This window comes from Symplocastrum torsivum (genome assembly GCF_059505465.1).
In genome coordinates, this window is sequence record NZ_JCACKQ010000133.1 from 18,363 (window position 1) to 40,612 (window position 22,250).

General features: G+C 45.9%; 22 protein-coding genes and 2 riboswitches. Of the genes, 16 read left to right on the top strand and 6 right to left on the bottom strand.

Translation table 11 applies throughout. From position 1 onward, the window contains the following. Positions 1–370: 370 nt before the first annotated feature. The 3 genes from AC5JL3_RS33890 to AC5JL3_RS33900 all read right to left on the bottom strand — a co-directional run bounded on the left by AC5JL3_RS33890 (position 371) and on the right by AC5JL3_RS33900 (position 5,545). Complete coding sequence (locus AC5JL3_RS33890) at positions 371–1,855, bottom strand: M16 family metallopeptidase (RefSeq protein ID WP_496078646.1); 1,485 nt, start codon at positions 1,853–1,855, stop codon at positions 371–373. A gap of 136 nt (positions 1,856–1,991) precedes the next feature. Next, positions 1,992–3,590, bottom strand: a complete 1,599-nt coding sequence (locus AC5JL3_RS33895; protein WP_496078647.1) for a M16 family metallopeptidase — start codon at positions 3,588–3,590, stop codon at positions 1,992–1,994. Between the two features lie 257 nt (positions 3,591–3,847). Beyond that, positions 3,848–5,545, bottom strand: coding sequence for a sodium/glutamate symporter (locus tag AC5JL3_RS33900; protein ID WP_496078648.1), 1,698 nt, complete (start codon positions 5,543–5,545; stop codon positions 3,848–3,850). Positions 5,546–6,090: 545 nt separating this feature from the next. On the opposite strand from AC5JL3_RS33900, the gene AC5JL3_RS33905 reads away from it, so the two are divergent. After that, positions 6,091–6,705: a TetR/AcrR family transcriptional regulator gene (locus AC5JL3_RS33905; protein WP_192219160.1), complete on the top strand. Its 615-nt coding sequence runs from the start codon at positions 6,091–6,093 to the stop codon at positions 6,703–6,705. A 27-nt stretch (positions 6,706–6,732) separates the two neighbouring features. Here the strand turns inward: AC5JL3_RS33905 and AC5JL3_RS33910 are convergent, their stop codons facing one another. After that, complete coding sequence (locus tag AC5JL3_RS33910) at positions 6,733–7,176, bottom strand: DUF4332 domain-containing protein (RefSeq protein WP_496078649.1); 444 nt, start codon at positions 7,174–7,176, stop codon at positions 6,733–6,735. Positions 7,177–7,429: 253 nt separating this feature from the next. Between AC5JL3_RS33910 and AC5JL3_RS33915 the strand changes: the two genes are divergently transcribed. The 12 genes from AC5JL3_RS33915 (at position 7,430) to AC5JL3_RS33970 (ending at position 16,898) form a co-directional block, all read left to right on the top strand. Next, entirely contained in the window at positions 7,430–8,104 is a 675-nt protein-coding gene (locus AC5JL3_RS33915) for a hypothetical protein (RefSeq protein WP_496078650.1), read from the top strand. Further along, on the top strand, positions 8,097–8,867 hold the full coding sequence (locus AC5JL3_RS33920) for a pentapeptide repeat-containing protein (protein WP_496078651.1): 771 nt from the start codon (positions 8,097–8,099) through the stop codon (positions 8,865–8,867). The genes AC5JL3_RS33915 and AC5JL3_RS33920 overlap by 8 nt, the downstream gene beginning before the upstream one ends. A 136-nt stretch (positions 8,868–9,003) precedes the next feature. Continuing rightward, positions 9,004–9,204: a hypothetical protein gene (locus AC5JL3_RS33925; protein ID WP_496078652.1), complete on the top strand. Its 201-nt coding sequence runs from the start codon at positions 9,004–9,006 to the stop codon at positions 9,202–9,204. Beyond that, a complete protein-coding gene (locus tag AC5JL3_RS33930) occupies positions 9,201–9,851 on the top strand; it encodes a hypothetical protein (protein WP_496078653.1) in 651 nt (216 codons plus the stop codon). Before AC5JL3_RS33925 ends, AC5JL3_RS33930 begins: the two co-directional genes overlap by 4 nt. After that, positions 9,844–11,094: a pentapeptide repeat-containing protein gene (locus tag AC5JL3_RS33935; protein WP_496078654.1), complete on the top strand. Its 1,251-nt coding sequence runs from the start codon at positions 9,844–9,846 to the stop codon at positions 11,092–11,094. The genes AC5JL3_RS33930 and AC5JL3_RS33935 overlap by 8 nt, the downstream gene beginning before the upstream one ends. Positions 11,095–11,387: 293 nt before the next feature. Further along, positions 11,388–11,544: riboswitch (cyclic di-AMP (ydaO/yuaA leader) on the top strand. Between the two features lie 103 nt (positions 11,545–11,647). Beyond that, positions 11,648–12,502, top strand: a complete 855-nt coding sequence (ntrB, locus tag AC5JL3_RS33940) for a nitrate ABC transporter permease (protein ID WP_496078655.1) — start codon at positions 11,648–11,650, stop codon at positions 12,500–12,502. A gap of 102 nt (positions 12,503–12,604) precedes the next feature. Then, a complete protein-coding gene (locus AC5JL3_RS33945) occupies positions 12,605–14,026 on the top strand; it encodes an ABC transporter substrate-binding protein (protein ID WP_496078656.1) in 1,422 nt (473 codons plus the stop codon). 101 nt (positions 14,027–14,127) lie between these two features. Further along, positions 14,128–14,967, top strand: a complete 840-nt coding sequence (locus tag AC5JL3_RS33950) for an ABC transporter ATP-binding protein (protein WP_496078657.1) — start codon at positions 14,128–14,130, stop codon at positions 14,965–14,967. A gap of 57 nt (positions 14,968–15,024) precedes the next feature. Further along, a riboswitch (cyclic di-AMP (ydaO/yuaA leader) is annotated at positions 15,025–15,151 on the top strand. 136 nt (positions 15,152–15,287) lie between these two features. Continuing rightward, the gene (locus AC5JL3_RS33955; RefSeq protein ID WP_496078658.1) at positions 15,288–16,007 is read left to right on the top strand and encodes a universal stress protein; all 720 of its coding nucleotides are present in this window, start codon (positions 15,288–15,290) and stop codon (positions 16,005–16,007) included. A 238-nt stretch (positions 16,008–16,245) separates the two neighbouring features. Next, positions 16,246–16,425: a chlorophyll A-B binding protein gene (locus AC5JL3_RS33960; RefSeq protein WP_496078659.1), complete on the top strand. Its 180-nt coding sequence runs from the start codon at positions 16,246–16,248 to the stop codon at positions 16,423–16,425. Positions 16,426–16,488: 63 nt separating this feature from the next. Beyond that, a complete protein-coding gene (locus tag AC5JL3_RS33965; protein ID WP_496078660.1) occupies positions 16,489–16,668 on the top strand; it encodes a chlorophyll A-B binding protein in 180 nt (59 codons plus the stop codon). Positions 16,669–16,712: 44 nt separating this feature from the next. Next, positions 16,713–16,898: a chlorophyll A-B binding protein gene (locus AC5JL3_RS33970; RefSeq protein WP_496078661.1), complete on the top strand. Its 186-nt coding sequence runs from the start codon at positions 16,713–16,715 to the stop codon at positions 16,896–16,898. Positions 16,899–17,508: 610 nt separating this feature from the next. Here the strand turns inward: AC5JL3_RS33970 and AC5JL3_RS33975 are convergent. Next, the gene (locus AC5JL3_RS33975) at positions 17,509–18,282 is read right to left on the bottom strand and encodes a sporulation protein (RefSeq protein ID WP_496078662.1); all 774 of its coding nucleotides are present in this window, start codon (positions 18,280–18,282) and stop codon (positions 17,509–17,511) included. A gap of 261 nt (positions 18,283–18,543) precedes the next feature. Beyond that, positions 18,544–19,077: an Hsp20/alpha crystallin family protein gene (locus AC5JL3_RS33980; RefSeq protein ID WP_496078663.1), complete on the bottom strand. Its 534-nt coding sequence runs from the start codon at positions 19,075–19,077 to the stop codon at positions 18,544–18,546. A 407-nt stretch (positions 19,078–19,484) separates the two neighbouring features. On the opposite strand from AC5JL3_RS33980, the gene psaC reads away from it, so the two are divergent. The 3 genes from psaC to AC5JL3_RS33995 all read left to right on the top strand — a co-directional run bounded on the left by psaC (position 19,485) and on the right by AC5JL3_RS33995 (position 22,224). Further along, on the top strand, positions 19,485–19,733 hold the full coding sequence (gene psaC, locus AC5JL3_RS33985; RefSeq protein ID WP_190432475.1) for a photosystem I iron-sulfur center protein PsaC: 249 nt from the start codon (positions 19,485–19,487) through the stop codon (positions 19,731–19,733). A gap of 325 nt (positions 19,734–20,058) precedes the next feature. Next, on the top strand, positions 20,059–21,975 hold the full coding sequence (glmS, locus tag AC5JL3_RS33990; RefSeq protein ID WP_496078664.1) for a glutamine--fructose-6-phosphate transaminase (isomerizing): 1,917 nt from the start codon (positions 20,059–20,061) through the stop codon (positions 21,973–21,975). A gap of 123 nt (positions 21,976–22,098) precedes the next feature. Next, positions 22,099–22,224, top strand: a complete 126-nt coding sequence (locus AC5JL3_RS33995) for a hypothetical protein (RefSeq protein ID WP_496078665.1) — start codon at positions 22,099–22,101, stop codon at positions 22,222–22,224. Positions 22,225–22,250 lie beyond the last annotated feature (26 nt).

Sequence of the window (22,250 nt, forward strand, 5' to 3'; positions counted from 1 at the left end):
AGCCTATCTTTAGCTCTACAAATAAACTAATACTTAATCCTAGGCTTTTTGCCTATCTATACAGAATTCAACTTCTAGAACGCTGTTTGGATAAAAAGTATGACAAAGTATGATTTTCTACGTTATCACGGAAATTAATCCCAAGTTTTGTTCTGCCGTACCAGATCAATGACAGCAGGGTAAAGAAAAAGGAGAAGGGTGGGCATTGCCCACCCTTCGCTATAGTAGAACTCTTTATAGCTGTCGCCATAAAAGTTAGGACAGATTCAACAGTCTAAACAACCACGTACTAGTACTCAACCTTCTGCATAAAAGCCCTCTCCATAAGAGCCTTTTGCTATAGATGCTACTTGAATGCTGAGCAAGCTTATTAACTACTCTTGGGGTCTGGAATCGTAATATCCAATGAAGTCACGTTGGCGGAGAGACTCGTAAGCGGTGGTTGAATCGCTGCTGCATTCCCTACGACCAGAGTCACAATTTTGTCGGGTTGTAAGTATTTTTGTGCGACACGTTGGACATCTTCAACAGTCGTTGCTTGGACACCTTTTTGATACTGGAACAGAAAATCCTCTGGGTACCCGTAATATTCGTAACGCATTAACCGCGATAACGTTTGAGCAGGGTCTTGAAAGTTGAACACAAATGAGTTGAGTACCTGATCTTTGGCATAGGCAAGTTCAGCTTGTGACACAGGTATTGTCCGAAGTTCCTCAATTTCTGCGAGAACCGCTTTAATTAAAGGGACTGTACCATCTGAGCGAGTTTGTCCACCAGCGATGAACGTACCTGGAAAATCAAAGCTAGGACTCCAATATCCATACACAGAATAGGCAAGCCCTTGGCGCGATCGCACTTCGTTAAATAAACGTCCGCCAAATCCATTCATTATCTGATTTAAGACATCCAACGCCGGATAGTCAGGGCTGTTGAACTGTCCTCCCAAATGTCCCATCTGGACATAACTTTGGGTAAGTTGGGGCTGATTCACCAGAAAGACACCTGTTTGCTTTGCCTGGGATACCTCTGGCATAGTCGGCTGTGATGGCTTTGAGGCAGATTTCCAATTGCCAAATTGCTCCTGAATGCGCGATCGCATTTTGGCAGAATCAAAATCCCCAATGATTCCCAGAATCATATTTTCAGGATGAAAATATTGCCCGTAGAACGCCACTACATCGTCACGAGTAATATTATCGAGAGTCTGATACTCTACAGTACGGGCGTAAGGGCTAGTGTCACCGTAGATCAGTTTCTGAAATTCTCGACCCGCAATATCATTAGGGTCATCATTCCGACGCGCAATTTGCCCTGCCTGTTGGCGTTTGGCTAACTCCAGCTTATCGGGGGCAAAGACGGGTTCTTGAATCACCTCAGCAAACAAATCAAAAACCATATCTAAGTCTTCTGTCAGGGCGCTGAAACTAGCGCTACCTGATGCCGTACCAATGCCAGTTTCCACAGAAGCCGCCCGTTGTTCTAAAAGCGCATTCAGTTCATCGCCAGAGTGCTGCTTTGTACCACCAGTACGCATCACTTCGCCAACCATTGTTGCTAAGCCAATCTTATCGACTGGTTCAAGGCGATCGCCTGTGCGAATCAGGGCAGTACCGCCAACTAGGGGCAGTTCATGATCTTCCATCAGATACACAACCATCCCGTTGTCCAGCTTATAGCGCGTGTACTCTGGGATCTGAATCTCTGGTACCGGAGCGAACTCTAACTCTGTGTAGTGCCGTGGTGTCGCTGCCACTGCTGGGACACGCGACACAACCACCAGTAGCATTGTCAGCAGCAGTAGCCCCAGCCAGCGCAGGAATTTTGGTTTTTTGATTTTGGATTTTGGATTGTTCATTGCTAATTTTTCGTTGCTAATTGTTTGCGGTGTACCAAATGGCACTGCTTTACTACGCAAACATTGCTATTAGCCATCAGCCATCAGCCAGTAGCCATTAACGACTAACGACTAACGACTAACAACTAACAACTAACTACTGACTTGATAAAAGACGGCCGATAGTACGATTGTCTGGCTGGAATGTCGCTTGAGCGACGCGCTGAATGTCGGCTGGGGTAACAGCAGCGATCGCTTCTAATTCCTTGAATAAGTTGCGCCAGTCGCCTGTTTTCACCTCATACTCCACCAAATTTCGTGCCATACCGGAATTGGAATCAAGCGATCGCAATAGTCCAGCACGCGCCTGTGTCTTCACCCGATCTAACTCAACAGCCGAAACAGGTTCTGTCTTGAGTCGTTCAATTTCATTACGCAATGCTGTCGCCACTTCATCCACCGTATGCCCCGGTGCTGTCTGGGCGTACAACAACATCAAATTCGGATACTTATTACCAGGAAAACCACTAAATCCCTCAGCAGAAAGCGCAACCTGTTGCTTCTCCACCAGAGACTTGTAGAGCCGAGACGTGCGACCATTACTGAGCAGGCTGCCAATGATGTCGTAAACCACATTATCGGGATGGTCGATGGCGGGTCGATGGTATCCTTCCAAGTACCAAGGTTGGGAAGGTAACTGTAACTTCACTTCCCGTGTTTGTTGCTGGGGTGGTTCAGTAACCGTTACTTCCGGTGGTGCCGCACCAGCTTTGAAGCGTCCAAAGTAAGTTTGAGCTAGCTGCTGCACTTGGGCTGGATTGACATCACCCACAACCCCGATTGTCAAATTATTAGGAACATAGTGAGTGTCAAAAAACTGCTGAACATCTTCACGAGTAAGGTTGCGGATGTCTTGGTTGTAGCCAATCACTGGACGTCGGTAGGGATGTGCCTGAAACGCTGTATCGAGAAATGCTTCAACCATCTGACCAATGGGAGAGTTATCTGTTCGCAGACGACGTTCTTCTAAAATCACGTCTTTTTCTTTGTAGAATTCGCGAAACACAGGGTCTAGGAAACGTTCCGACTCTAGAGACATCCATAGCTCTAGCTTATTTGAAGGGAAGCTGTAGAAGTATACCGTCGCATCCGCAGAGGTTGCAGCATTCAAGCCAACGCCTCCAGCTTGCTCAACAATTTGACCAAGCTCATTTTGCTTGACTAAATTGCTTGCCTCCGCTTCAACTTTGGCAAACTCCGCCTGTAACTTCGTGACTTCTGCTTCTTTCCCCGCCGATGAAGCCGCTTGAATTTGTTTGGATAACTCATCCAATCGGTCTAACAGAGGTTTTTCCGCCTGATAATCTTGTGTGCCAATGCGGGTTGTACCTTTAAATGCCAAATGCTCTAGGAAGTGAGCAACACCCGTTTTTCCAGTAGGCTCATCGACACCCCCAACATCGGCATAGGTGAAAAAAGACACGACAGGTGCTTGGTGTCGCTCCAGAACAATAAACTTCATGCCATTATCCAACTGAAATTCAGTGACTTGCTGGATAACTCTGTCTAAGTAAGGCTGGATCGACTCAGAGGTAGCCGTAGGTATGTCGGTACGAGCAAAAGCTGCCGTAGGCAAGCTTCCCCAAGCAAAAATTGCAACTCCTAGGCAAGCCACAACTACAGATTGCCATCGGTGTTTTCTTAACCGGGCAGTAAAAAGCCTGCAATACAAAATAAATTGACTCAACTGACTCATAAAACGGTAGCGATCGGCACTGTTATTAGCCTAAGAATTTCTTGAGCTATTGGTCTATCGTGACAAAAAAAATCAGCCGTTGTGAGGGTGGTGGTTCTCCTAGCTCACAACGGTTGATAGATTTATAGCGGTTCTCATGTGGATGAGGTACAAATTTCTGGGTTTTCGGGAATTGGGAATTGGCAAGAAACTTAGATGTACCTCACTCTCAACAAGAATTGCTATAGTGCAGCGTGGCGGAAATAACTATCCTGAAGTTATCCTTGCTTAGCCTCCATTGAGCTAGTTATTTGTCTGTAGTTCAACAAACCAAAGATAAGCCAGAAGGCAAGAATAACGCTTGTAAGTAGTAAGACGGGAATTGGCCCAAATCGATTAATTAATGGCGGTGCGGCAGCAGTGAATAAGCCACCGCCAACAATCGGTTCAAAGAATAGCTGTTTGTAAGCAAAACTCTCGAAAGCGCCAGAACGATTGCTTGGGTCAACCATCCGCATTAGCAACAAACCTGTCGCTGTAACACCCATTGATTGCCCCATATCACCGATGCCACGCTCAAACCAGTAGGTTGGGATCATACGCGGAGCCAGGTAGATAAAGACAATGACGTTCCAGAGAATGCCAGCGATTGAGAGGACTAAAAACGCACCAATATTACTGCCCAGAACAGCTAGGGAGATTGAGGCGAGTGCCGTCACGATTGTGGCATCCAATGCCACCCCACCAATGCGGTTCATCAACTGACGGTTGATGAGATAACTGCGCCCCAATCGCGTCAGGACAATCTGCACAATAATTCCACCAACTAGTGCTAGGGGAAAGAGGGGAATGGCAGATAAAATCTCAAGTCCGTTTCCGCCTCGATTCCAGGTAACTGATTCAATAAAGGTCAGTGCTTGTAAGATGAGCCAGCCAATACCGATCGCAAGTCCCACAAAGCCAAAGTGTAGGGACATGGGATCGATGAGCAGGGTACGCGCTCGTCTAGCTCTCGCTGCCTTGGCTTCAGGACTTTGGTCTGGATGACCATCGCTGGCTTCTTCTAGCTCTACGTCACCCTGATAATCTGTGGGGATATAGCCCTTTTTGCGACCCCAATTCGCTAAGAAGACGCCAGCAAGCACACCCGTAACAATCCCAACCGTTGCTAAGCCAAGAGCGAGGTCTGGACCTGCCTCAAACCCCAGATTTGTGAGCGTCTGAGCCATCCCGGCTGCGGTTCCGTGTCCTCCTTCAAAGGCAATTTCAATCAATGCTCCTGCGATCGGGTCAAGCTTAAAAATTGGCGTTAGTACAGTTATGGCGAGTAACAGTCCAACCACATATTGCCCCCAAGCGATGGTCTGACCGAAGGCAACTTGAGGGGCGGCAACCCGCCAAATCTCTCGTGGACTGGGGATAAACTCTCCCAAGAAAATTGCGGCAAAGACAATGTTGATAAAGACGCCAGGTACTGCTGACCAAACTGCTTGCACCTCTGGAGGAAAGATGCCATTGGCAAGGAAAAACTCTTTGCCAGCTACCGAGGAAGCGATCGCACCCAAAGCACTCGGTCCTAATAGCAAAGCAACTACCCCAGCGACAATTGAGCTAGGTAGAAACAGCGCTTGCAATAAGGGAATACTCTGTCTAATTAACCGCCCAACCAGAATTAAAAAACCCAACAGCACAAAGGCGAGAAACACATCCTGAAAATCGTATGATGGCTTTTGGTCAGCAGCTTCCTGGGCAAGCACACTAAACCCCCACGGCCCCAAGAGTAAAAATCCAGCTCCACAAATGATTGAACCGGGTAAAGGGAGATTTAACCAAGTGCTTGACTGTTGTATTAGCCTGCTACACAAACGTAACTGTTCAACAGGCTGTCTGATAACCTGCCTAATCCGACTGACAATAAGAGATATGTTTTTGATATTAAACACGGCTTTCTCCCTTATAAAAAATGCTGTCTTCATCTGAAATGCATCTAAACAGCAGACTTGTTAAGCGACCAAAAGCTCTCCTAGACAAGACCCGTGTTTCTGCATTAAGTAGCTAATAGTCCTAAAAAAGAAGGTATTAAAGCTTTTACTTTTTGAACCTTACAGTTACTAATAGTCACTTCGACTAAAGCTTTTTTAATTCAGTTCGTTGGTGCTGTGTGTTTTTTTCCTGAGAGCTTACTCTCTTTTAAGTTGTTAGCGGCTTAACAAGCTTAAAATAAGATTAAGGCTTTAATGATGCAATTAAAGTATCTAAACCTACAGCAGGGTAATGAATACAGACTTTTTTAGTTAGCTGATAGTTTGAGTTCATATAGTAAAATAGGGTTCTTTATCTTCTTCCATTAGATAGGATAAAGCTCAATTTGTATCTAATCCAAGGCAGAACTCAGGAGAAGGGTTCTCTTCCTTCCCTACTCCCTTGTGTTGGGGAGGAAATTGTGAGGAACTATGACACTTTTGCCAATTATTAGACAAGCTGTTGCACAATAGCGCTACAACTTTTGTTTTATACTTCGATGCGAATTTTAAATCGGCCTCCTCAGTCAGAGACGGAGACAAGAAACCGCATCCTCCAGGCAGCGCAACGTTTGTTTGCACGTCGGGGATATGACGGTACAACTACTCGCGATTTGGCTCAAGCGGCTGGTGTCGCAGAAGGCACGCTGTTTCGCCATTTCGAGAATAAGAAAGCAATCTTAATCGAAGTGGCAACGCAAGGCTGGGTAGAGATTCTCACGGATTTGCTGACAGAACTCAGCGAGATGGGTAGCTATAAAGCTGTCGCCCAAGTGATGCGGCGACGCATGATGCGGATGCGTGAAAACGCTGACATGATGAAGGTTTGCTTTATGGAAGCGCAGTTTCATCCAGAATTACGCGATCGCATTCAGTCAGACGTGATCATGAAAATGACCGATGTTGCAGAAGCCTTCTTCCAAACAGCGATGGATCGAGGCATCTATCGTCGCACCAACCCCAAGATAGTCGCGCAGGTGTTCTTAGGAATGTTTGCTGTTGCGGGTTTCAGTCATGAAACCATTATGGAGCCAGGAGCCTCCCCCCAAGCAATGCAAGAAATGGCAGAAGGAATTGCTGATATTTTCCTCAATGGCGTCTTAGCAAAAGATTAGTTACCAACAACCATCAACCACCAACCCTCAACTAACCACCAACATTCGTGCTTGTTTAATCCATCCTGCTACTTCCTCCACAGGAGGACAGAGGTCACGGCGTTGCAGGGTTGCCACTTGCAGCCGTAAAATTTGTTGATGCAATTTATGGGTAGGAGTCTGAGCAAGCTGAGTTACAGAACAAATCCCAGCGTGTAACAATAGCCCACAATATTGGCAACCGATACCGGAGACACGCGCTAAATCTGCCAGAGCAACCCATTTGTTCACGTACTGAACTTTTATTGACAACTGACTTGCCAGTGCTTGTCGTGATTGTGATGTGCTGGCTTCTTGTAGCAGTTGTTTTGTTGTTGTAATGCCCAATTCTCTAAGCTTTGATTGGTCTTGAACACTTAATCCAGGCAATTGCTCAATCGACCAATCACAAGCTTGGATAGCACGGCAATGAGTTTTTTGTTTGGGATACATCCCGACTCCCTCAAAATTTATTTATAATTTAATATTCTGGCAAAAGAGAAGCCTTCATCCTTTCAGATGGAGAATGTATCGTTATCCGCCGAGAGCTTGTGATACCGAGTTCTCTAATATAGATAAGCAACAGCTCAAAGCATCATGGTAGCTTATAGGCAACAACCTGAACGATTGGTGCTTGGCAATGCAAAAACCAGTCTCCGCAATGCCTCCGCAAGAACCTGAGAACAAGTGCTTAGGCTGCTTATTCATGAAATTGGAAACCATTCCGAGTCAGACGCAGAAACCGTCACAATCTACGACAACAACACCAATTAATCTGCACTTGACTATCCAATTCAACGAACAGCGGGAGCAGTTGCTTGAGGGTCGCGTTAAATTTGGACTAAAAGGTGGCAAACTGAGCGTCAAGTTGAAGAATGGCAAAATTTCCTTGTCATCGAGTCACTTATCTGGCTCCTGTAAGCTTGCCATCCAGCAGGAGCAACAGCAAGAAGACTCTGAAAATCAAAGTGATAGAGAAGCTTCCATGGGTAAGGGGAAACTCGAAGAAAAAACAAACCCCAGTCCCAAAAAAACAACCGAGAGACCTGATAATGTTCAGTTCACTACTTGCCAGACAAGAATTAAAGGTTCAGAAGAAATTCCAGTTTGGGTTTTTGGAGTAGAGCCAAGTGAACCTGTGTTGAAAGGGTTACTCAAAAACGCCTTACTAGCAACTATCAATGTAAAAGCCAAACCCTGCTATGTGGAAGCAATCTTTCATGTCTTGCCACAAGATGTCTGTCTGACTGAGGCTGAAGGACTCTGGCCACAAAACATCAGCAAGAAACGCCGTCTAATCATCGAAAGAGCGATTGTTCGTCACTTTTTCAAGCGAAAATTAATGCCTTATCTGAGTCGGCAACAATTACGATATGACTAATGACGAATTTCGCTTGGAAGTTCAAGACCTTATCCAGCAAATTATGGGAGCAAAAACAGAGAGCTTTTCTGAGCTAGCGGAAATTGCTGATTTAAATCTTACTGAAGATTTTGTTGGTGTCGATCTCAGTGGTGAAGATCTAAGTGGCGACGACCTAAGTGGTGTTGACTTGAGGGGGGCAAACCTGAATGAAACCGACTTGAGTGATGCTGACCTTAGTCTTGCTAACCTGAGTGGTGCCGACCTCAGCCTTGCTGACCTCAGTGGTGCTAACTTGATTAGTGCCAACCTAAGCCGCGCTGAGCTAATTAGTGCTGACTTGATTGGAGCTGACCTAAGCGGTGCTGACCTAAGCGGTGCTAACCTCAGTGGTGCTAACCTCAGTGGTGCTAATTTAATTAGTACCAATTTGGTGAGTGCCAACCTAAGTAGTGCTGACTTGAGCCGTGCTGACTTGAGTGGTACTGACCTTAGAGGTGCAAAATTAATTAGTGCAAAATTGATTGGGGCAAAATTAATTGGTGTCAACCTAATCCGTGCGAATTTAGTTGCTGCTAAATTGATGAACACTAACTTAAGTAGTGCCCAGCTAAGCGGTGCTAACCTGAGTCGTGCTGATCTAAGGAATGCTAACCTGAGTCGTGCAAATGTACAAAAGGCTAGGTTTGGGTATAACGTAGGGCTTTCTGATGAAATGAAGCTTGACCTGATACGACGAGGGGCAATTTTTGAAGATTCAACTCTAATCACGCCAGGATTTTGAGTTGTTTTTTAAATAAGGCTGACAGCAGAAATTACTTCACAACTTCTTCACAGATTTTATCTAGATAAAGTGCCATATTCTGCGAGACTGATTAATCGTAACAACATCTTCAGGAACTATAAAAGTAGTTAATCAAATGACTGAACAGTTGTTTGAGTCTAGTAATACTAATAACGAAGAACAAACAACAAATAACACTTTTGAACTGAAGCCTCGTGCTAGCTTGGTAGGCAACCAACTGAACGATTTATTTGATGCTTGGCAATGCAACAACCTCTCCCCTCATCGGCTCAGGAAAGCTCGCTTGAGAACCGATGTCCAGGCTGCCTATCCATGAAACTACAAGGAACTCCCGTTCAGCCTGGTCAGATTGACCTGTACTTAACGATTAACTTCAACGAGCAGTGTGAGCCTCTAATTGGGGGTCACGTTAAATTTGGCTTAAAAGGTGGAGAACTCAAGCTAAGACTGAAAAACGGTAGTATTCCCTATGAGTTTCGTGAGTTATCGGGTTCCTTAAAACTTTCTCACCGCCAACAAGAGCAAGACTCTCAAGATAATCAAGCACAAAAGACTGTAGAAAGTTCTGTTATCCAGAGCGAAGATAACAGTTTAGGGAAAAGGGGGACAGAACTCACTGAAGACAAAACCAATCCGTCTCAGTTGGTTGCCTTTCAAGTAACGACGAAGGGTTCACAGCAGAATCCCGCCTGGGTGTTTGAAGTAGAAACAGGTGAGCCAATTTTGAACGGCTCAATAAACAATGTAAAGTTAGCAACCCTAAAAGCGATCGCCTTACCTTGCTATATAGAAGCAACATTTGAAGTCTCACTGAAAGATGTCTATCTGACACAGACGCAGGGACTGTGGTCGCCAAACATTAGCCGAAACCAGCTAGCAGTCCTAGAAAGAGGAATTGCCCAACTGTTGCTCAAGCGAAAACTAAAGCCTTATCTCAGTCGGCAACAACTACGATATGACTAATGAAGAATTTTGCCTAGAAGTTCAAGACCTGACCCAGCGAGTGATGGAGTGCCAAACCCAAGCCTTTCTGGAATTAGCGAGGATAGCTGACCTAAATCCGGCTGAAGATTTTGCAGGTAGCAACCTGAGCGAGGCAAACCTCCAAGGGATAAACCTTAGTGGCGCTAACCTCCGCAGTACCAACCTGAGCAGGGCAAACCTCAGTAATATCAGCCTTAATAACGCTGACTTAAGGGCGGCAATTTTGAGCGAGGCAATTTTGAATCAGGCTGACTTGAGCCATGCCGACTTTCGAGGAGCAAACCTCAAGGGAGCCGACCTCAGCCAAGTTAACCTCAGCCATGCGAATCTCACTAATGTCAACCTCAGCCATACCAACCTTAGTGGTGCTGACATTAGAGTGGCTGATCTAAGTGATGCGATCTTAAGTGATGCAAATTTGAACGGGATAAATCTGAAAGGAGCTGATCTAAGTGGGGCCGTCTTGAGTGGAGCAAATTTAAAAGGGGCTGATCTAAGCGCAGCTATCTTCCGGGGTACTGACCTCAGTGGTGCGGTTTTAACAGGTGCTGACCTTAGGGGAACAGACTTGAGAGTCGCTGACCTCAGCGAAGCAAATCTTGACAAGGCAAACTTGAGAGTCGCTGACCTGAAAGTGGCTGACTTGAGTAACGCTAACCTCCGCGAGGCAAACCTAAAGGGTGCTGACCTGAGTAATGCTAACCTCAGCGAGGCAAATCTTCAGGGAGCAGATTTGAGCCATGCCAACCTCAGCGAGGCAAATTTTCAAGGAGCAGACTTGAGGCGGGCAAACCTAGAGGAGGCAACGATTCATAGTGCCGATTGGCGCAATACTAATCTAGAGGAAGCAATAATTAACGGTGCTGACTTGAGTACGACACTGCTTGAAGGGGCAACAATCAACGAGGCGACACAACTTGATGCTAAATGGCATCTAATTTGGGAAATTGTCAATCAGGGAGCAGAAGGACGAGATTTGACAGATGCTGACCTCAGCCGTGCCGATTTATCTATGGTCAACCTTCAAGGAGCAAGATTAGTGAGAGCTAACTTGCGCCATTCTAAGTTGCTGAGGGCTAACCTCATTGACGCTGATTTAAGTAGTGCTAGCGTGAAAAATACTGTATTTGGAAACAACTTAGGAATTTCTGAGGAAGCAAAGCTGGATTTGACCCGGCGAGGGGCAATCTTTGAAGATTCGCTTGATGCTAGTGAGACGTAACTCAATTAGCGATCACTTATTTGAAATTGAAGGGCGGGATGCCGATTTTGTTAATTCTCTTGTATAACTGCCGCCACCTAGGTTAGGACATCGACGGGAGGCTATGCGCCCTAGCCGGAGCCTATTCGACTGAAAGCTGACCGCTCTTAAGCTGACTGCTGAAGAGCTATAATTCAATCCCTAAGGGGGTTTGAGCCGCATAAACGGTTAATGTTAACTATTTCTTTAGAAAGAACAAGAATCCGGAAAAACTGTGTTATTCTTCATCCTTAACTAGAGTAAGTCAGCCTAATCCAAAAGCTTCGCCAACACGTTCATCTGTAAGCAAGGTGAAGTAAGGAACGGGGGAACCATTCTTGGGGGCGTATTCTCCAACTTTTAAGTAAGTAGAGAGGGGCATCTCTCAGCCCTAGCCCGTCAGCTAACTCCGTAGGCATTGAGAGGAGACCTCTGAAAAGATCGGCATTTTTTAGCAATGTCTTGATTTTGTCAGTTTCTCCGGCTGGTACTGCTCAGTTTTGTGTACCTGTTGTTGAGTCTGAGGCATTGCAATATGTTGTTTCAGCTAAATTTGGCAGCGATCGTCGCTGTCGCTGGACAAGCTACCTGGAAAAAAGCAAAACCAGTACTTGTAAGAGATGTAGTTTTGCTGCCTGCCCTAGGGTTTTTGGGAGTAATTCTGCTGTGGTGGTTTACTGCAACATTCTTAACAGAATTAATGCCCACCCCGCTTCAAGCACTTCTCGATAGCGCAGAATACGCCAACCCGTTCTTTCGGAAAGGCCCTGGTAACTTAGGACTCGGTTGGTTATTGCTGGCAAGTCTGCGGCGGGTATTACTGGGATTTTCGTTGGGTGCGGCTGTGGCAATTCCTTTGGGATTTCTGATTGGGATGTCCAGAGCAGCGATGCTAACTCTCAATCCTCTGATTCAAGTCTTTAAGCCTGTATCACCCTTGGCTTGGCTACCGATCGCACTCGCCATCTTCAACCTGGCAGAACCTTCAGCAATTTTTGTTATCTTTATCACCTCGTTGTGGCCGACGATTATCAACACAGCACTCGGCGTATCCAGCGTTCAAAAAGATTATCTGGATGTTGCCCGCGTTCTAGAAATGCCTCGTTGGCGACAGATTACAAAAATCATTTGGCCGGCAAGCTTACCTTACATCTTCACTGGCTTGCGGATTAGTTTAGGAATTGCTTGGCTAGTCATCGTCGCTGTTGAAATGCTCACCGGTGGTATTGGCATCGGCTTCTTCGTTTGGGATCAATGGAACCGCTTAAACTTGAGTTCCGTGTTCTTGGCAGTGGTTGTGATTGGTGTAACGGGGCTAGTGCTTGACTACATTTTGGGCAAAATTGAATCTCTAGTCACTCACCGACGACCCACTGCAACTACCAACTAAATCTACGCCTCACTGACATTGCGTAAATTTCAGCTACGGTCATAGCTGAATCGTTACTGCTAGCCATTCATCATAAGAACTAACAACATTAGTAATACCGCCATGAATTCTTTGAACCGACGAAGATTTCTTGAACAAATGGGCGCATCGGCAGCAGGATTCGCCTTGTCATCTTGTGCCATTAAGGGAGTTACCGCACCCTATGGACTCTCGAAAACTGCCGAAGCTGTCGAACCCGTTGTAGATCCTAGCAGCCTGGAAAAACCCAATCTTACAGTAGGATTTGTCCCTGTTAATGACTGTGCGCCATTTGCGATCGCCTGGGAAAAAGGCTTCTTTCGCAAATACGGACTAAACGTCACCCTCAGCCGCGAGGCAAGCTGGGCAAACTCCCGTGATGGCATCATTTTTGGGCGTCTTGATGCCTCACCCGTTGTCTCTGGGGCAGTCACCAACGCCAGAATTGGTGCGGAAGGGGCACGTCATGCGTCGTTATGTGCTGCCATGACCATTCATCGGCATGGCAACGCCATGACCATGAACAAAGCCATGTGGAACTCTGGGTTACGTCCTTGGCAAGACTACAACGGCAACTTAGAAGAATTTGGGAAGAATTTTCATGGCTACTTTCAAAGCCTACCTCAAGAGCAACGCATCTGGGCTGTGGTTTTAAGTTCTTCCATCTATGAGTACTTTGTCCGCTACTTATCTGCCTCTGTTGGGATTAATCCAGCCGAGGAGTTTCGAGTCATCATCATCCCACCGCCGCAAATGGTCAATAACGTGCGGATTGGCGCGATGCAAGCTTACATGGTCGCAGAACCCTGGAACACGAGAGCGATCGCTGGTAACGAAGGTGTTGGCTTTACCTTTGCCCAAGGGAAGGAAATCTGGTACGGACACCCAGATAGACTGCTTGGAGTTATGGAATCCTTCATTGAGGAAAATCCCAAAACCTACCGAAGCCTGGTAAAAGCAATGATTGAAGCTTGCCAGTATTGCAGTGACCCCAAAAATCGTCCTGAAGTCGCCAAATATATTACTAGTCCCTCCTTTACAGGTGCTAAACCGAAGAAGAAAGATGCCCCAATCGATAAGTTCACGGCACCAGCAATTGTTGGGGAATACAACTACGGCGGTTTTGATGGGCAAAAGCGCATGGCTAATGACCCTTACAGCACCATTTTCTTTGATTTGCCTGATAAACTTGCCAACATCCCAGGCAACCATTCCACATTTCTTTGGCAATCACAAGCTATCTGGTTAATGACCCAGGCAACTCGTTGGGGACAAATCGATCAATTTCCCAAAGATGCCGAACAAAAGGCGCGTCAAGGTTGGAAAACTGACTTGTATCGAGAGATTGCTGAGGAAATGGGGATTGAATGTCCTAAGGAAGACTACAAAGTTGAACCTGCTGAATTCTTTATCGACAACAAAGCGTTTGACCCTAGCGATCCAGTCGGGTATCTCAACAGCTTTGAAATTAGAGCCAATGCTCCTAAATCGTTCTTCATGTCTTAAATTCATCAAAGCTTTATACACGCTTTATACAAGCTTTTCAAAGGTCAGTGCTGAGTTTTGAATTAAGACCCTAAACCTTAAACTTCTTCGCGGAGCATTCTATGACAAAATCTACTTCTTTTTCTGACAAGACTAATTCTCGAACCGTTAATGGAGCAGGATTTCTCGAAATTGAAAATATTGTAAAGTCTTACCCCAATTCAGAGGGTGGGGAGCTGGTTGTTTTAGATAATGTCAATCTCACCATTGCTGATGATGAATATATATCTCTAATTGGTCACTCTGGCTGCGGTAAATCAACGCTACTCAAGATGGTCGCTGGTTTGGAAAAGCCAACTTCCGGAATGGTACGACTGGAGGGCAAAGAGGTTCGTAAACCTGGCGCAGAGAGGATGATGGTGTTTCAGCACTACTCTCTCCTGCCGTGGCTGACAGTAACCGAAAATGTCCGGTTAGCGGTTGATGAAGTACTCAAAAATGCTTCTCCTGTTGAGAAAAAGCAGATTGTCAGCGAACATCTGGCAATGGTGAATTTGACGCAAGCGGCGAATAAATATCCGGATGAAATTTCTGGTGGAATGAAACAACGAGTAGGTATTGCGCGAGCGTTAGCGATTCGTCCTAAAATGTTGCTGATGGATGAACCGTTTGGGGCGCTTGATGCACTAACTCGCGGTAAATTGCAGCGACAGGTACTCGACATTTGGGAGAACAACCCGCAAGCGGTAATGATGGTAACTCATGATGTTGATGAAGCTCTGTATATGTCCGATCGCATTGTGATGATGACGAACGGACCTAATGCTAGAATCGGAGAGATTTTGGAGGTACCTTTTCCCCATCCACGCGATCGCCAAGCACTACGCGAATCAAAAGACTATTTTGAATTGCGTAACCATGCCTTGAACTTCCTGGATCGATATTTCAACCAAGACGAGTAGCGTACAATCCCTTAACTTTATTTTTGAGTGGGCAGCCTAATTCAATCACAAGCTGACAGAATTTAGCTGTCAGCTTTCGGTTGGGAGCGGAGGAACCAATTTTTGGGGCTAATCTCCGGCATGAGAGAGGCATCTTCCAGTTTTAGCCCGTCAACAAACTCCGTCGGCGATGCTAGGAGTACCAAGACTATCGCTTTTGTAACAAAAAGCAATTGGAGTCTCCTTACAGATACCTCTATGTTCTGGGACACAACTGAGGTATCTGTTCTTGACCCACCTCTCACTTATCTATCGTTTTCTTCTAAGAGAGGTTAAAAACAGTGAACATCAAGCCAATGTTAGTGCGTCTTGAAGGCGCGATGGATCGCAATGATTTAATTGAACAAATGGTGTTGCTGCCTGAACCCGCTTCAGCGGCTGCCAAGTGGTCAAACTCTACAAAATCGGTAAACCTGGTTGTTGGCTACAATGCCTCTCCTAGCAGTCAAACGGCTTTGGACTTGACGATGTGGATTGCTCATCAAACTCGTTTGGTTACACAAAAGCAAGTCACGGTTCAAGTTGTCTACGTCGTTGATGAAAATCAAAAGAATCAGTATTCAGATGGCTTGAACACGGCTAGTGCTAGCGACTTGTCAAAACATCAGTCGCCATCAGAGTTGTTAAACACATCGTTAAAGAAGTCTAAGCTATCTGTTTTGACCGAAACCCAACCCCAAGCCTTAGCTACATCATCAAAGAAATCAGTAAAATCACGCCGTCCCAAAGCCACCTCTTGCCAAGCAGATTCATTTGAGCAGGCTGATCGAATTTTGTGGCAAGCACGTTGTTTGGCTGAAGAATGGCGGGGTTCCTTCAAAGCGCATCTACGGTTTGGTGACGTGGCAAGTGAACTGAGAGAAGTTGTTGAATCAGAAGCGGCAACTCTACTGTTCTTGGGTTGTAATTCGGTTAGTCATCCGATCATTCAGCAACTAGGTACCCATTTCCCCTGTTCAGTACTGGGTATTCCCACTGGATTGAATTCGGACTTACGCTGACTACCGGAATCAACTGTTACGTTGACACTCCTCCGGCTAATCAGCCGTTGAAACCAATAGGCGATTTCTCTCGTGCCTCTCGCATCTATTAAGGAACGAGGGACTTCATCCTGCTTTGCTTTCACAAATTTGGCAGCCTATAACTTCAGACAGAGAGCTTAATTTCAAAATTTGCGTTACATTACTTAATATAAGACGAAAAGAAACAACCAAGTCGTCAGGAAGCTGATCAGTAACCATGCAAAACGCACCAACACCGCCGATTACAGATCCAGCAGATCGCAATGCTTGGAAATCAGGTTTCACACCCCAAGCGGAAAATTGGAACGGTCGCCTCGCCATGATTGGCTTTGTCGCCGCACTGCTGACCGAATTATTCACGAACCAAGGTGTTCTCCACTTCTGGGGTCTTCTATAAGCCGAAAGCATCCGTATCAAGAGCAATCCTTTAATACAGTAATCAATAAAAGGAATCAAACCAATGGCTAACGTACCAACACCACCAATTACCAATCCTGAAGATCGCAATGCTGTTAAGTTTGGCTTCAGCCCACAAGCCGAAATCTGGAACGGTCGCCTTGCAATGCTGGGATTTGTCATCGCTATCGGGATTGAGCTATTTTCAAACGAAGGCGTTCTGCACTTCTGGGGCTTGATGTAAGTCGAATAGAACTGACTAATTAATCAAGGTAAGGAGAAAAGCAAATGACTAACGTACCAACACCAACACCACCTATTACCAATCCCGAACAACGCAACGCTTGGGTAGGCGGATTTAGCCCACAAGCAGAGATTTGGAACGGGCGGCTAGCAATGCTCGGATTTGTGATTGCGATCGCTATTGAATTCTTCTCTGGACAGGGTGTATTGCACTACTGGGGACTGATGTAATTTAAGCGCGTCTCGAATTTAGTAAAAACCTGGGGGTTGACTAAAGCCCTCAGGTTTTTCGCAAATCTATTGAGCGCTGTGACCTAACGGATAGTTCAGGTGATCTGGTGTCGCTTGAAAGTGAACGTAGCGTTCATCAATATCGAAAGCTTTTGCTAAGAAACCACCTGGGATGAGGCAGTACAAATAATAAACCCAGACCCTATTGATCTGGGTTTTAGTAAGTCATAAGCTAGTCAACAGTTTTCGAGATTGCTGGCTAGCGGTTTACAGATAAAGTTTTAACTTAACGCTACGACTCAGGCTTAATCCTGATTACTTACTAAGTTAGCCAGAAGTTGTGAATAACTTGTGAATGACAACTATTTAATTTAAATACTAGGACTTATAGCAGTCGCCAAGGCAATTAGGACAAAGTCAATTACTGAAACCTAGACCAGTTAATCTTTTTCCTTCTGCATAAAAGCCCTCTGTCCTCTGCCGTTTGCTATACATGACAACTCTACTGATAGGGTGCCTTAAATAAGGTACCCTACTACTTTACTAACCTTACTCTTAAAAAATTTATCAGACTCCTGGATGAGATTGATAAATCTTTTACCGAAATGCCCTAATGTAGATGGCTTTGGATAATGTCATTAATTCTGGTTTCCAATTCTAACGGATAGTTCAGGTAATTTTGTGTTACATGAAAGCGAAAGTAGCGTTCATCCATATCGAAAGCTTCTGCTAAAAAGCCACCAAAGCCACGCGCCCGTTTATCTATTTCTAAGAAAACTTCCAACTGATTGGACTGGAGTGCGAAAACGACTTCCAACTCATCCAAACGCCCCCGGTAATTGCCAAAAGGTCGAAACTCAAACTCTTGAACAAATGGATACTGACTCCCGAAATGCGGGTTGTATTCACAATCAACTTTATAGAGTTGAAAGCCAAGGTTCTCGATCGCGTTGAGTACTTGCTGCATCAACGGGTGTGGACGCACCTGGATGTAATCTGTGTCTTTTGGGTCTATCGCCGTAGAAATATCCAACCCAGTCCGCAGATAAACGGGTTGATCTCGCATCGTCAGCGGTGTCTCATAGGGAAGAGGGAAAGAAAAGGGGATAACCTTGGCTTCTCTTGGCTGTAAGTTGAAGCGTTCTGAGAGGCGATATTTTACCAATATGCACTCCTCAGTCACGGTGCGATCGTCAACTTCCCGTTTGTATTGCGTACCAATATACAGGTAGATATCGTCAATCTCTTGCTCAACATCCCCACCTGTGATATTGACTTCACCATTGAGTAGCTCACCGGGAACGAGTAAATCATCGAACAGACGAGCATCTACGGTTGCTGCACCGATTCCAACCTTGGCTAAAAGCTTCTTGAACCTTGACATGGGTTTGTCCTCACTCGGCGATACCATCTTAGTTCAACAGGAAAAAGACTGTGTGCGATCGCAAATTGCGGCAATAACTCACCAGTTACAAAAGGAGCAAGAGATTTTGTGAGTGATTAGGACAGGTGAAAAACTTTCTCGTCCGCTGTACTAGCTACTCTTATAAATATCCTTAAAGATAAAAAATAACCGCTGAGTTATCTCAGCGGCAAGTCATTAAACCAAGCTGTCACGCACAGCAATTATTCAGCTTAATTAGTCTTATACAGCAGCAGGCTCAGTCGGTTGGGACTCCCAAACATCGTTAGTTTCAGTGTTAGCTTGCTGCTCACTAGAAGCTTCAATCCCTGCCGCAGGCTGCTGGCCTAGATTGAGCTTAACTACACGATTTTTAGCCGCTTCTACCTTAGGCAGTGTCAGCGTCAGAATGCCATTCGTGAAGTCAGCTTTGACTTGATCATTTTGAACGGCAACAGGTAGAGGAATCACACGCTGAAACTTACCGTAGCGGAACTCAGAGCGGAAGAAGCCTTTTTCTTCAGCTTTCTTCTCATAGCGATGCTCACCAGTGATTGCAACAGCTTCACGAGTTACGCGAACATCCAAATCCTTGCCTTCAACGCCAGGAATTTCCGCCCGCAGAATTACGCAATCTTCCGCATCTTGAACTTCGATTGCAGGCTGCCAAGTTCTAAACGTGTCGTGATTAACTCCAATCATTTCATCAAACATTTGATCCATTTGACGGCGTAAGGTTTCCATTTCTTGGAACGGTTGCCAACGAATCAGTGCCATAGCTGAATTTCCTCTCTTGCTCTTGTGCATCAACCTTCACTTCACACTCTTCTATAATGCCGAGTCTAAACCCTAGAGTCAGTTAGGGAAACCGCATCTGGTTGGTAGAATTAACCAGACTTATTGAGTGATGTACTGTTTACTTGAAGCAAAACCTACGTGTTAAGAAAAGAGCATTGAAGGGATAAGATTTCTACTTCCTACTAACACCCAGTTCAATCTAATTAAGAGTATTAGTATTGCTTTCCCTATCACTCACCCCTTCATCACCCCACCCCTCCTGTTCATTAAAGAGTTTGAAGTTCTGTAACCTCATGTCTCAGGGGATGAAAGCGCTGCGGTAAACTAGCCCTTGATCCTGAGTCTCGCTTATTGAGTGGAGAACTCTCGTTTGGAGCCGTTATTAAATGTCTCATAGCGTCAAAATTTACGATACCTGCATTGGTTGCACCCAGTGCGTTCGGGCTTGCCCCACAGACGTCCTGGAGATGGTTCCCTGGGATGGCTGTAAAGCAGGTCAAATTGCTTCATCACCTCGCACAGAAGACTGTGTAGGTTGCAAGCGGTGCGAAACGGCTTGTCCTACTGACTTTCTGAGCATTCGGGTATACCTCAGTAATGCTGAAACTACCCGCAGTATGGGTTTAGCATACTAACCATTCCGTCAAGACTTCTCAGTTTTTACGGTTATGGTGCTGCTATAGCAAGCGTCGATAAGATGCGTTTAGATTTTGATTTCATTGAGGAAGCCCTGTGCCTCCTCTTTTTTTTGTCTTAGTGTCATTCCTCTGGTGAAGGGGATTGGGTTGACAATCGAAAAATTAGGGAAAAGTTTTTGCTCGATAAAGATTTGCTCTAGTCGTAGACACTGCAACCTTTTCGTCTCTGGAGGAGTCTCTACTCCTTCCCTCTTGCCTTGACGTGTTATCAAGAGGCAAGTAGGTTGTAAAACATGGTGCGAAGCGAGGAGTGATGTTGTAAATGTGTGGAATCGTTGGTTATATCGGCACCCAAGCGGCTACAGATATCTTGATGGCAGGGTTGGAGAAACTAGAGTATCGAGGTTATGACTCTGCCGGAATCGCGACGGTTTGGGAAGGAGAACTGCACCGCGTTCGAGCGAAGGGAAAACTTCACAACTTGCGTGAAAAGCTAGAGAGCCTGGAAAATCCAGCGCGACTTGGCATTGGACATACTCGCTGGGCAACTCATGGTAAGCCAGAGGAATACAACGCTCACCCGCATACAGATAGCGCAGGGCGAATTGCGGTGGTGCATAACGGGATTGTTGAGAACTACCGAGAGTTGCGTGAGGGGTTAAAACAGCAGGGGTATGAGTTCCGCTCAGATACTGATACTGAAGTGATTGCTAATTTGATCGCGGAACATCTTGCTAACTCCTCAACCTCATCTCAAAACGCTAGCCCTCTCTTAGAAGCCGTGCGGCAGACGGTGAATCAGTTAGAGGGAGCTTTTGCGATCGCAGTGATTTCTGTTGATTACCCCGATGAATTAATTGGCGCACGGCAACAAGCACCATTAGTTGTCGGATTTGGTCAAGGTGAATTCTTCTGCGCCTCAGATACGCCAGCAATTGTGCCTTACACTCGCGCTGTTCTGCCTCTCGACAATGGTGAACTAGCGCGGCTGATGCCGATGGGGATTGAAGTCTATAACCTAGAAGGCGATCGCCTAAAAAAAACCCCTCGTACCCTCAACTGGAATCCTGTTCTCGTTGAAAAGCAGGGATTCCGACACTTCATGCTCAAGGAAATTTACGAGCAGCCTGGAGTTGTGCGGACGTGTCTGGAGGCTTATCTCAACAATGATTGGAGCTTGGAAACAGATGATGGTACACCGCCACAGGCATTCCAGCCACCGATTCAGCTAGGCATCCCAGCATCACTCTATGAGAACTTAGAGCGAATTCAGATCCTCGCCTGTGGTACCAGTTGGCACGCTAGCTTAGTCGGAAAGTACCTGCTCGAACAGTTAGCAGGGATTCCCACAATGGTGCAGTATGCCTCAGAGTTTCGCTACGCACCAGCACCACTCACTCCCAACACCCTGACGATTGGTGTTACACAGTCAGGAGAAACGGCTGATACTCTGGCAGCGTTGGAGATGGAACAAAAGCGTAGAGCAGAGTTGCTAGCTCCCTATCAGCCACGACTCCTAGGAATTACTAATCGTCTGGAAAGCTCTCTTGGGACGCTGGTGCCGCATATTATTGAGACACACGCAGGGATTGAGATTGGTGTTGCGGCAACGAAAACGTTTGTCAACCAGCTAGTTGCGTTTTACTGTCTTGCTTTGGATTTGGCATGGCAACGGCAAAGTTTGCCAGCATCCCGTATCAAGGAAATTTTGGTTGGCTTACGGCAGTTGCCAGCGCAGATTGAGCTGATTTTAGAAAGCCAAGAGCGCTATATCGAAGAGTTGACGCATGAGTTTGCCGAGACTAAAGACTTTATCTTTTTGGGACGTGGGATAAACTTCCCGATCGCATTGGAAGGTGCGCTTAAACTCAAGGAAATCAGCTATATTCACGCCGAAGGCTACCCAGCGGGTGAGATGAAGCACGGACCGATCGCATTACTAGATGCTAAGGTGCCAGTAGTTGCGATCGCAATGCCGGGTAATGTCTATGAGAAAGTCCTCTCCAATGCCCAGGAAGCGAAAGCGCGTGATGCTCGTCTGATTGGGGTAACGCCGATAAATGACCCAGATGCGGCGGAGACGTTTGACAATTTGTTGCCAGTGCCAGCAGTGGAAGAGTTACTCTCACCGATTCTTACCGTGATTCCCTTGCAGTTGTTGGCGTATCACATTGCTGCACGGCGCGGTTTGGATGTAGATCAGCCTCGCAACCTCGCCAAGTCGGTCACGGTCGAATAGGCAGCAGAGGCTACTTTTTGGGGCTGTAGACTGAAAAAACGGTTGGACAATTTGGAAAACGGTTAAACAATTTAAAAAACGATTGAACAATTTCTCCAGCCGGAGTACGATCTCTGGAAACGGTTGTGCGTACCAATAGCACAGCGATCGCTTCCAGAGGTCTTTTTCATAGGCAGTATAGACGGGAATGGACACAAACCACATTTGAGAGGTGCAGCAATTAGTACGGGTGACTCTGGTGAAGACTAACTTGTGGTTAGGAACGCCTTGTGGCT

What these genes read in the sequence shown, in the direction of transcription:
- AC5JL3_RS33895 (WP_496078647.1), bottom strand. Translation starts at nt 3,590, where the DNA reads ATGAGTCAGTTGAGTCAATTTATTTTGTATTGCAGGCTTTTTACTGCC.
- AC5JL3_RS33910 (WP_496078649.1), bottom strand. Translation starts at nt 7,176, where the DNA reads ATGTATCCCAAACAAAAAACTCATTGCCGTGCTATCCAAGCTTGTGAT.
- psaC (WP_190432475.1), top strand. Translation starts at nt 19,485, where the DNA reads ATGTCTCATAGCGTCAAAATTTACGATACCTGCATTGGTTGCACCCAG.
- AC5JL3_RS33950 (WP_496078657.1), top strand. Translation starts at nt 14,128, where the DNA reads ATGACAAAATCTACTTCTTTTTCTGACAAGACTAATTCTCGAACCGTT.
- AC5JL3_RS33920 (WP_496078651.1), top strand. Translation starts at nt 8,097, where the DNA reads ATGACTAATGACGAATTTCGCTTGGAAGTTCAAGACCTTATCCAGCAA.
- AC5JL3_RS33965 (WP_496078660.1), top strand. Translation starts at nt 16,489, where the DNA reads ATGGCTAACGTACCAACACCACCAATTACCAATCCTGAAGATCGCAAT.
- AC5JL3_RS33915 (WP_496078650.1), top strand. Translation starts at nt 7,430, where the DNA reads ATGAAATTGGAAACCATTCCGAGTCAGACGCAGAAACCGTCACAATCT.
- AC5JL3_RS33930 (WP_496078653.1), top strand. Translation starts at nt 9,201, where the DNA reads ATGAAACTACAAGGAACTCCCGTTCAGCCTGGTCAGATTGACCTGTAC.
- AC5JL3_RS33980 (WP_496078663.1), bottom strand. Translation starts at nt 19,077, where the DNA reads ATGGCACTGATTCGTTGGCAACCGTTCCAAGAAATGGAAACCTTACGC.
- AC5JL3_RS33970 (WP_496078661.1), top strand. Translation starts at nt 16,713, where the DNA reads ATGACTAACGTACCAACACCAACACCACCTATTACCAATCCCGAACAA.
- AC5JL3_RS33960 (WP_496078659.1), top strand. Translation starts at nt 16,246, where the DNA reads ATGCAAAACGCACCAACACCGCCGATTACAGATCCAGCAGATCGCAAT.
- AC5JL3_RS33925 (WP_496078652.1), top strand. Translation starts at nt 9,004, where the DNA reads ATGACTGAACAGTTGTTTGAGTCTAGTAATACTAATAACGAAGAACAA.
- AC5JL3_RS33945 (WP_496078656.1), top strand. Translation starts at nt 12,605, where the DNA reads ATGAATTCTTTGAACCGACGAAGATTTCTTGAACAAATGGGCGCATCG.
- AC5JL3_RS33905 (WP_192219160.1), top strand. Translation starts at nt 6,091, where the DNA reads ATGCGAATTTTAAATCGGCCTCCTCAGTCAGAGACGGAGACAAGAAAC.
- AC5JL3_RS33975 (WP_496078662.1), bottom strand. Translation starts at nt 18,282, where the DNA reads ATGTCAAGGTTCAAGAAGCTTTTAGCCAAGGTTGGAATCGGTGCAGCA.
- ntrB (WP_496078655.1), top strand. Translation starts at nt 11,648, where the DNA reads ATGTTGTTTCAGCTAAATTTGGCAGCGATCGTCGCTGTCGCTGGACAA.
- glmS (WP_496078664.1), top strand. Translation starts at nt 20,059, where the DNA reads ATGTGTGGAATCGTTGGTTATATCGGCACCCAAGCGGCTACAGATATC.
- AC5JL3_RS33890 (WP_496078646.1), bottom strand. Translation starts at nt 1,855, where the DNA reads ATGAACAATCCAAAATCCAAAATCAAAAAACCAAAATTCCTGCGCTGG.
- AC5JL3_RS33900 (WP_496078648.1), bottom strand. Translation starts at nt 5,545, where the DNA reads ATGAAGACAGCATTTTTTATAAGGGAGAAAGCCGTGTTTAATATCAAA.
- AC5JL3_RS33935 (WP_496078654.1), top strand. Translation starts at nt 9,844, where the DNA reads ATGACTAATGAAGAATTTTGCCTAGAAGTTCAAGACCTGACCCAGCGA.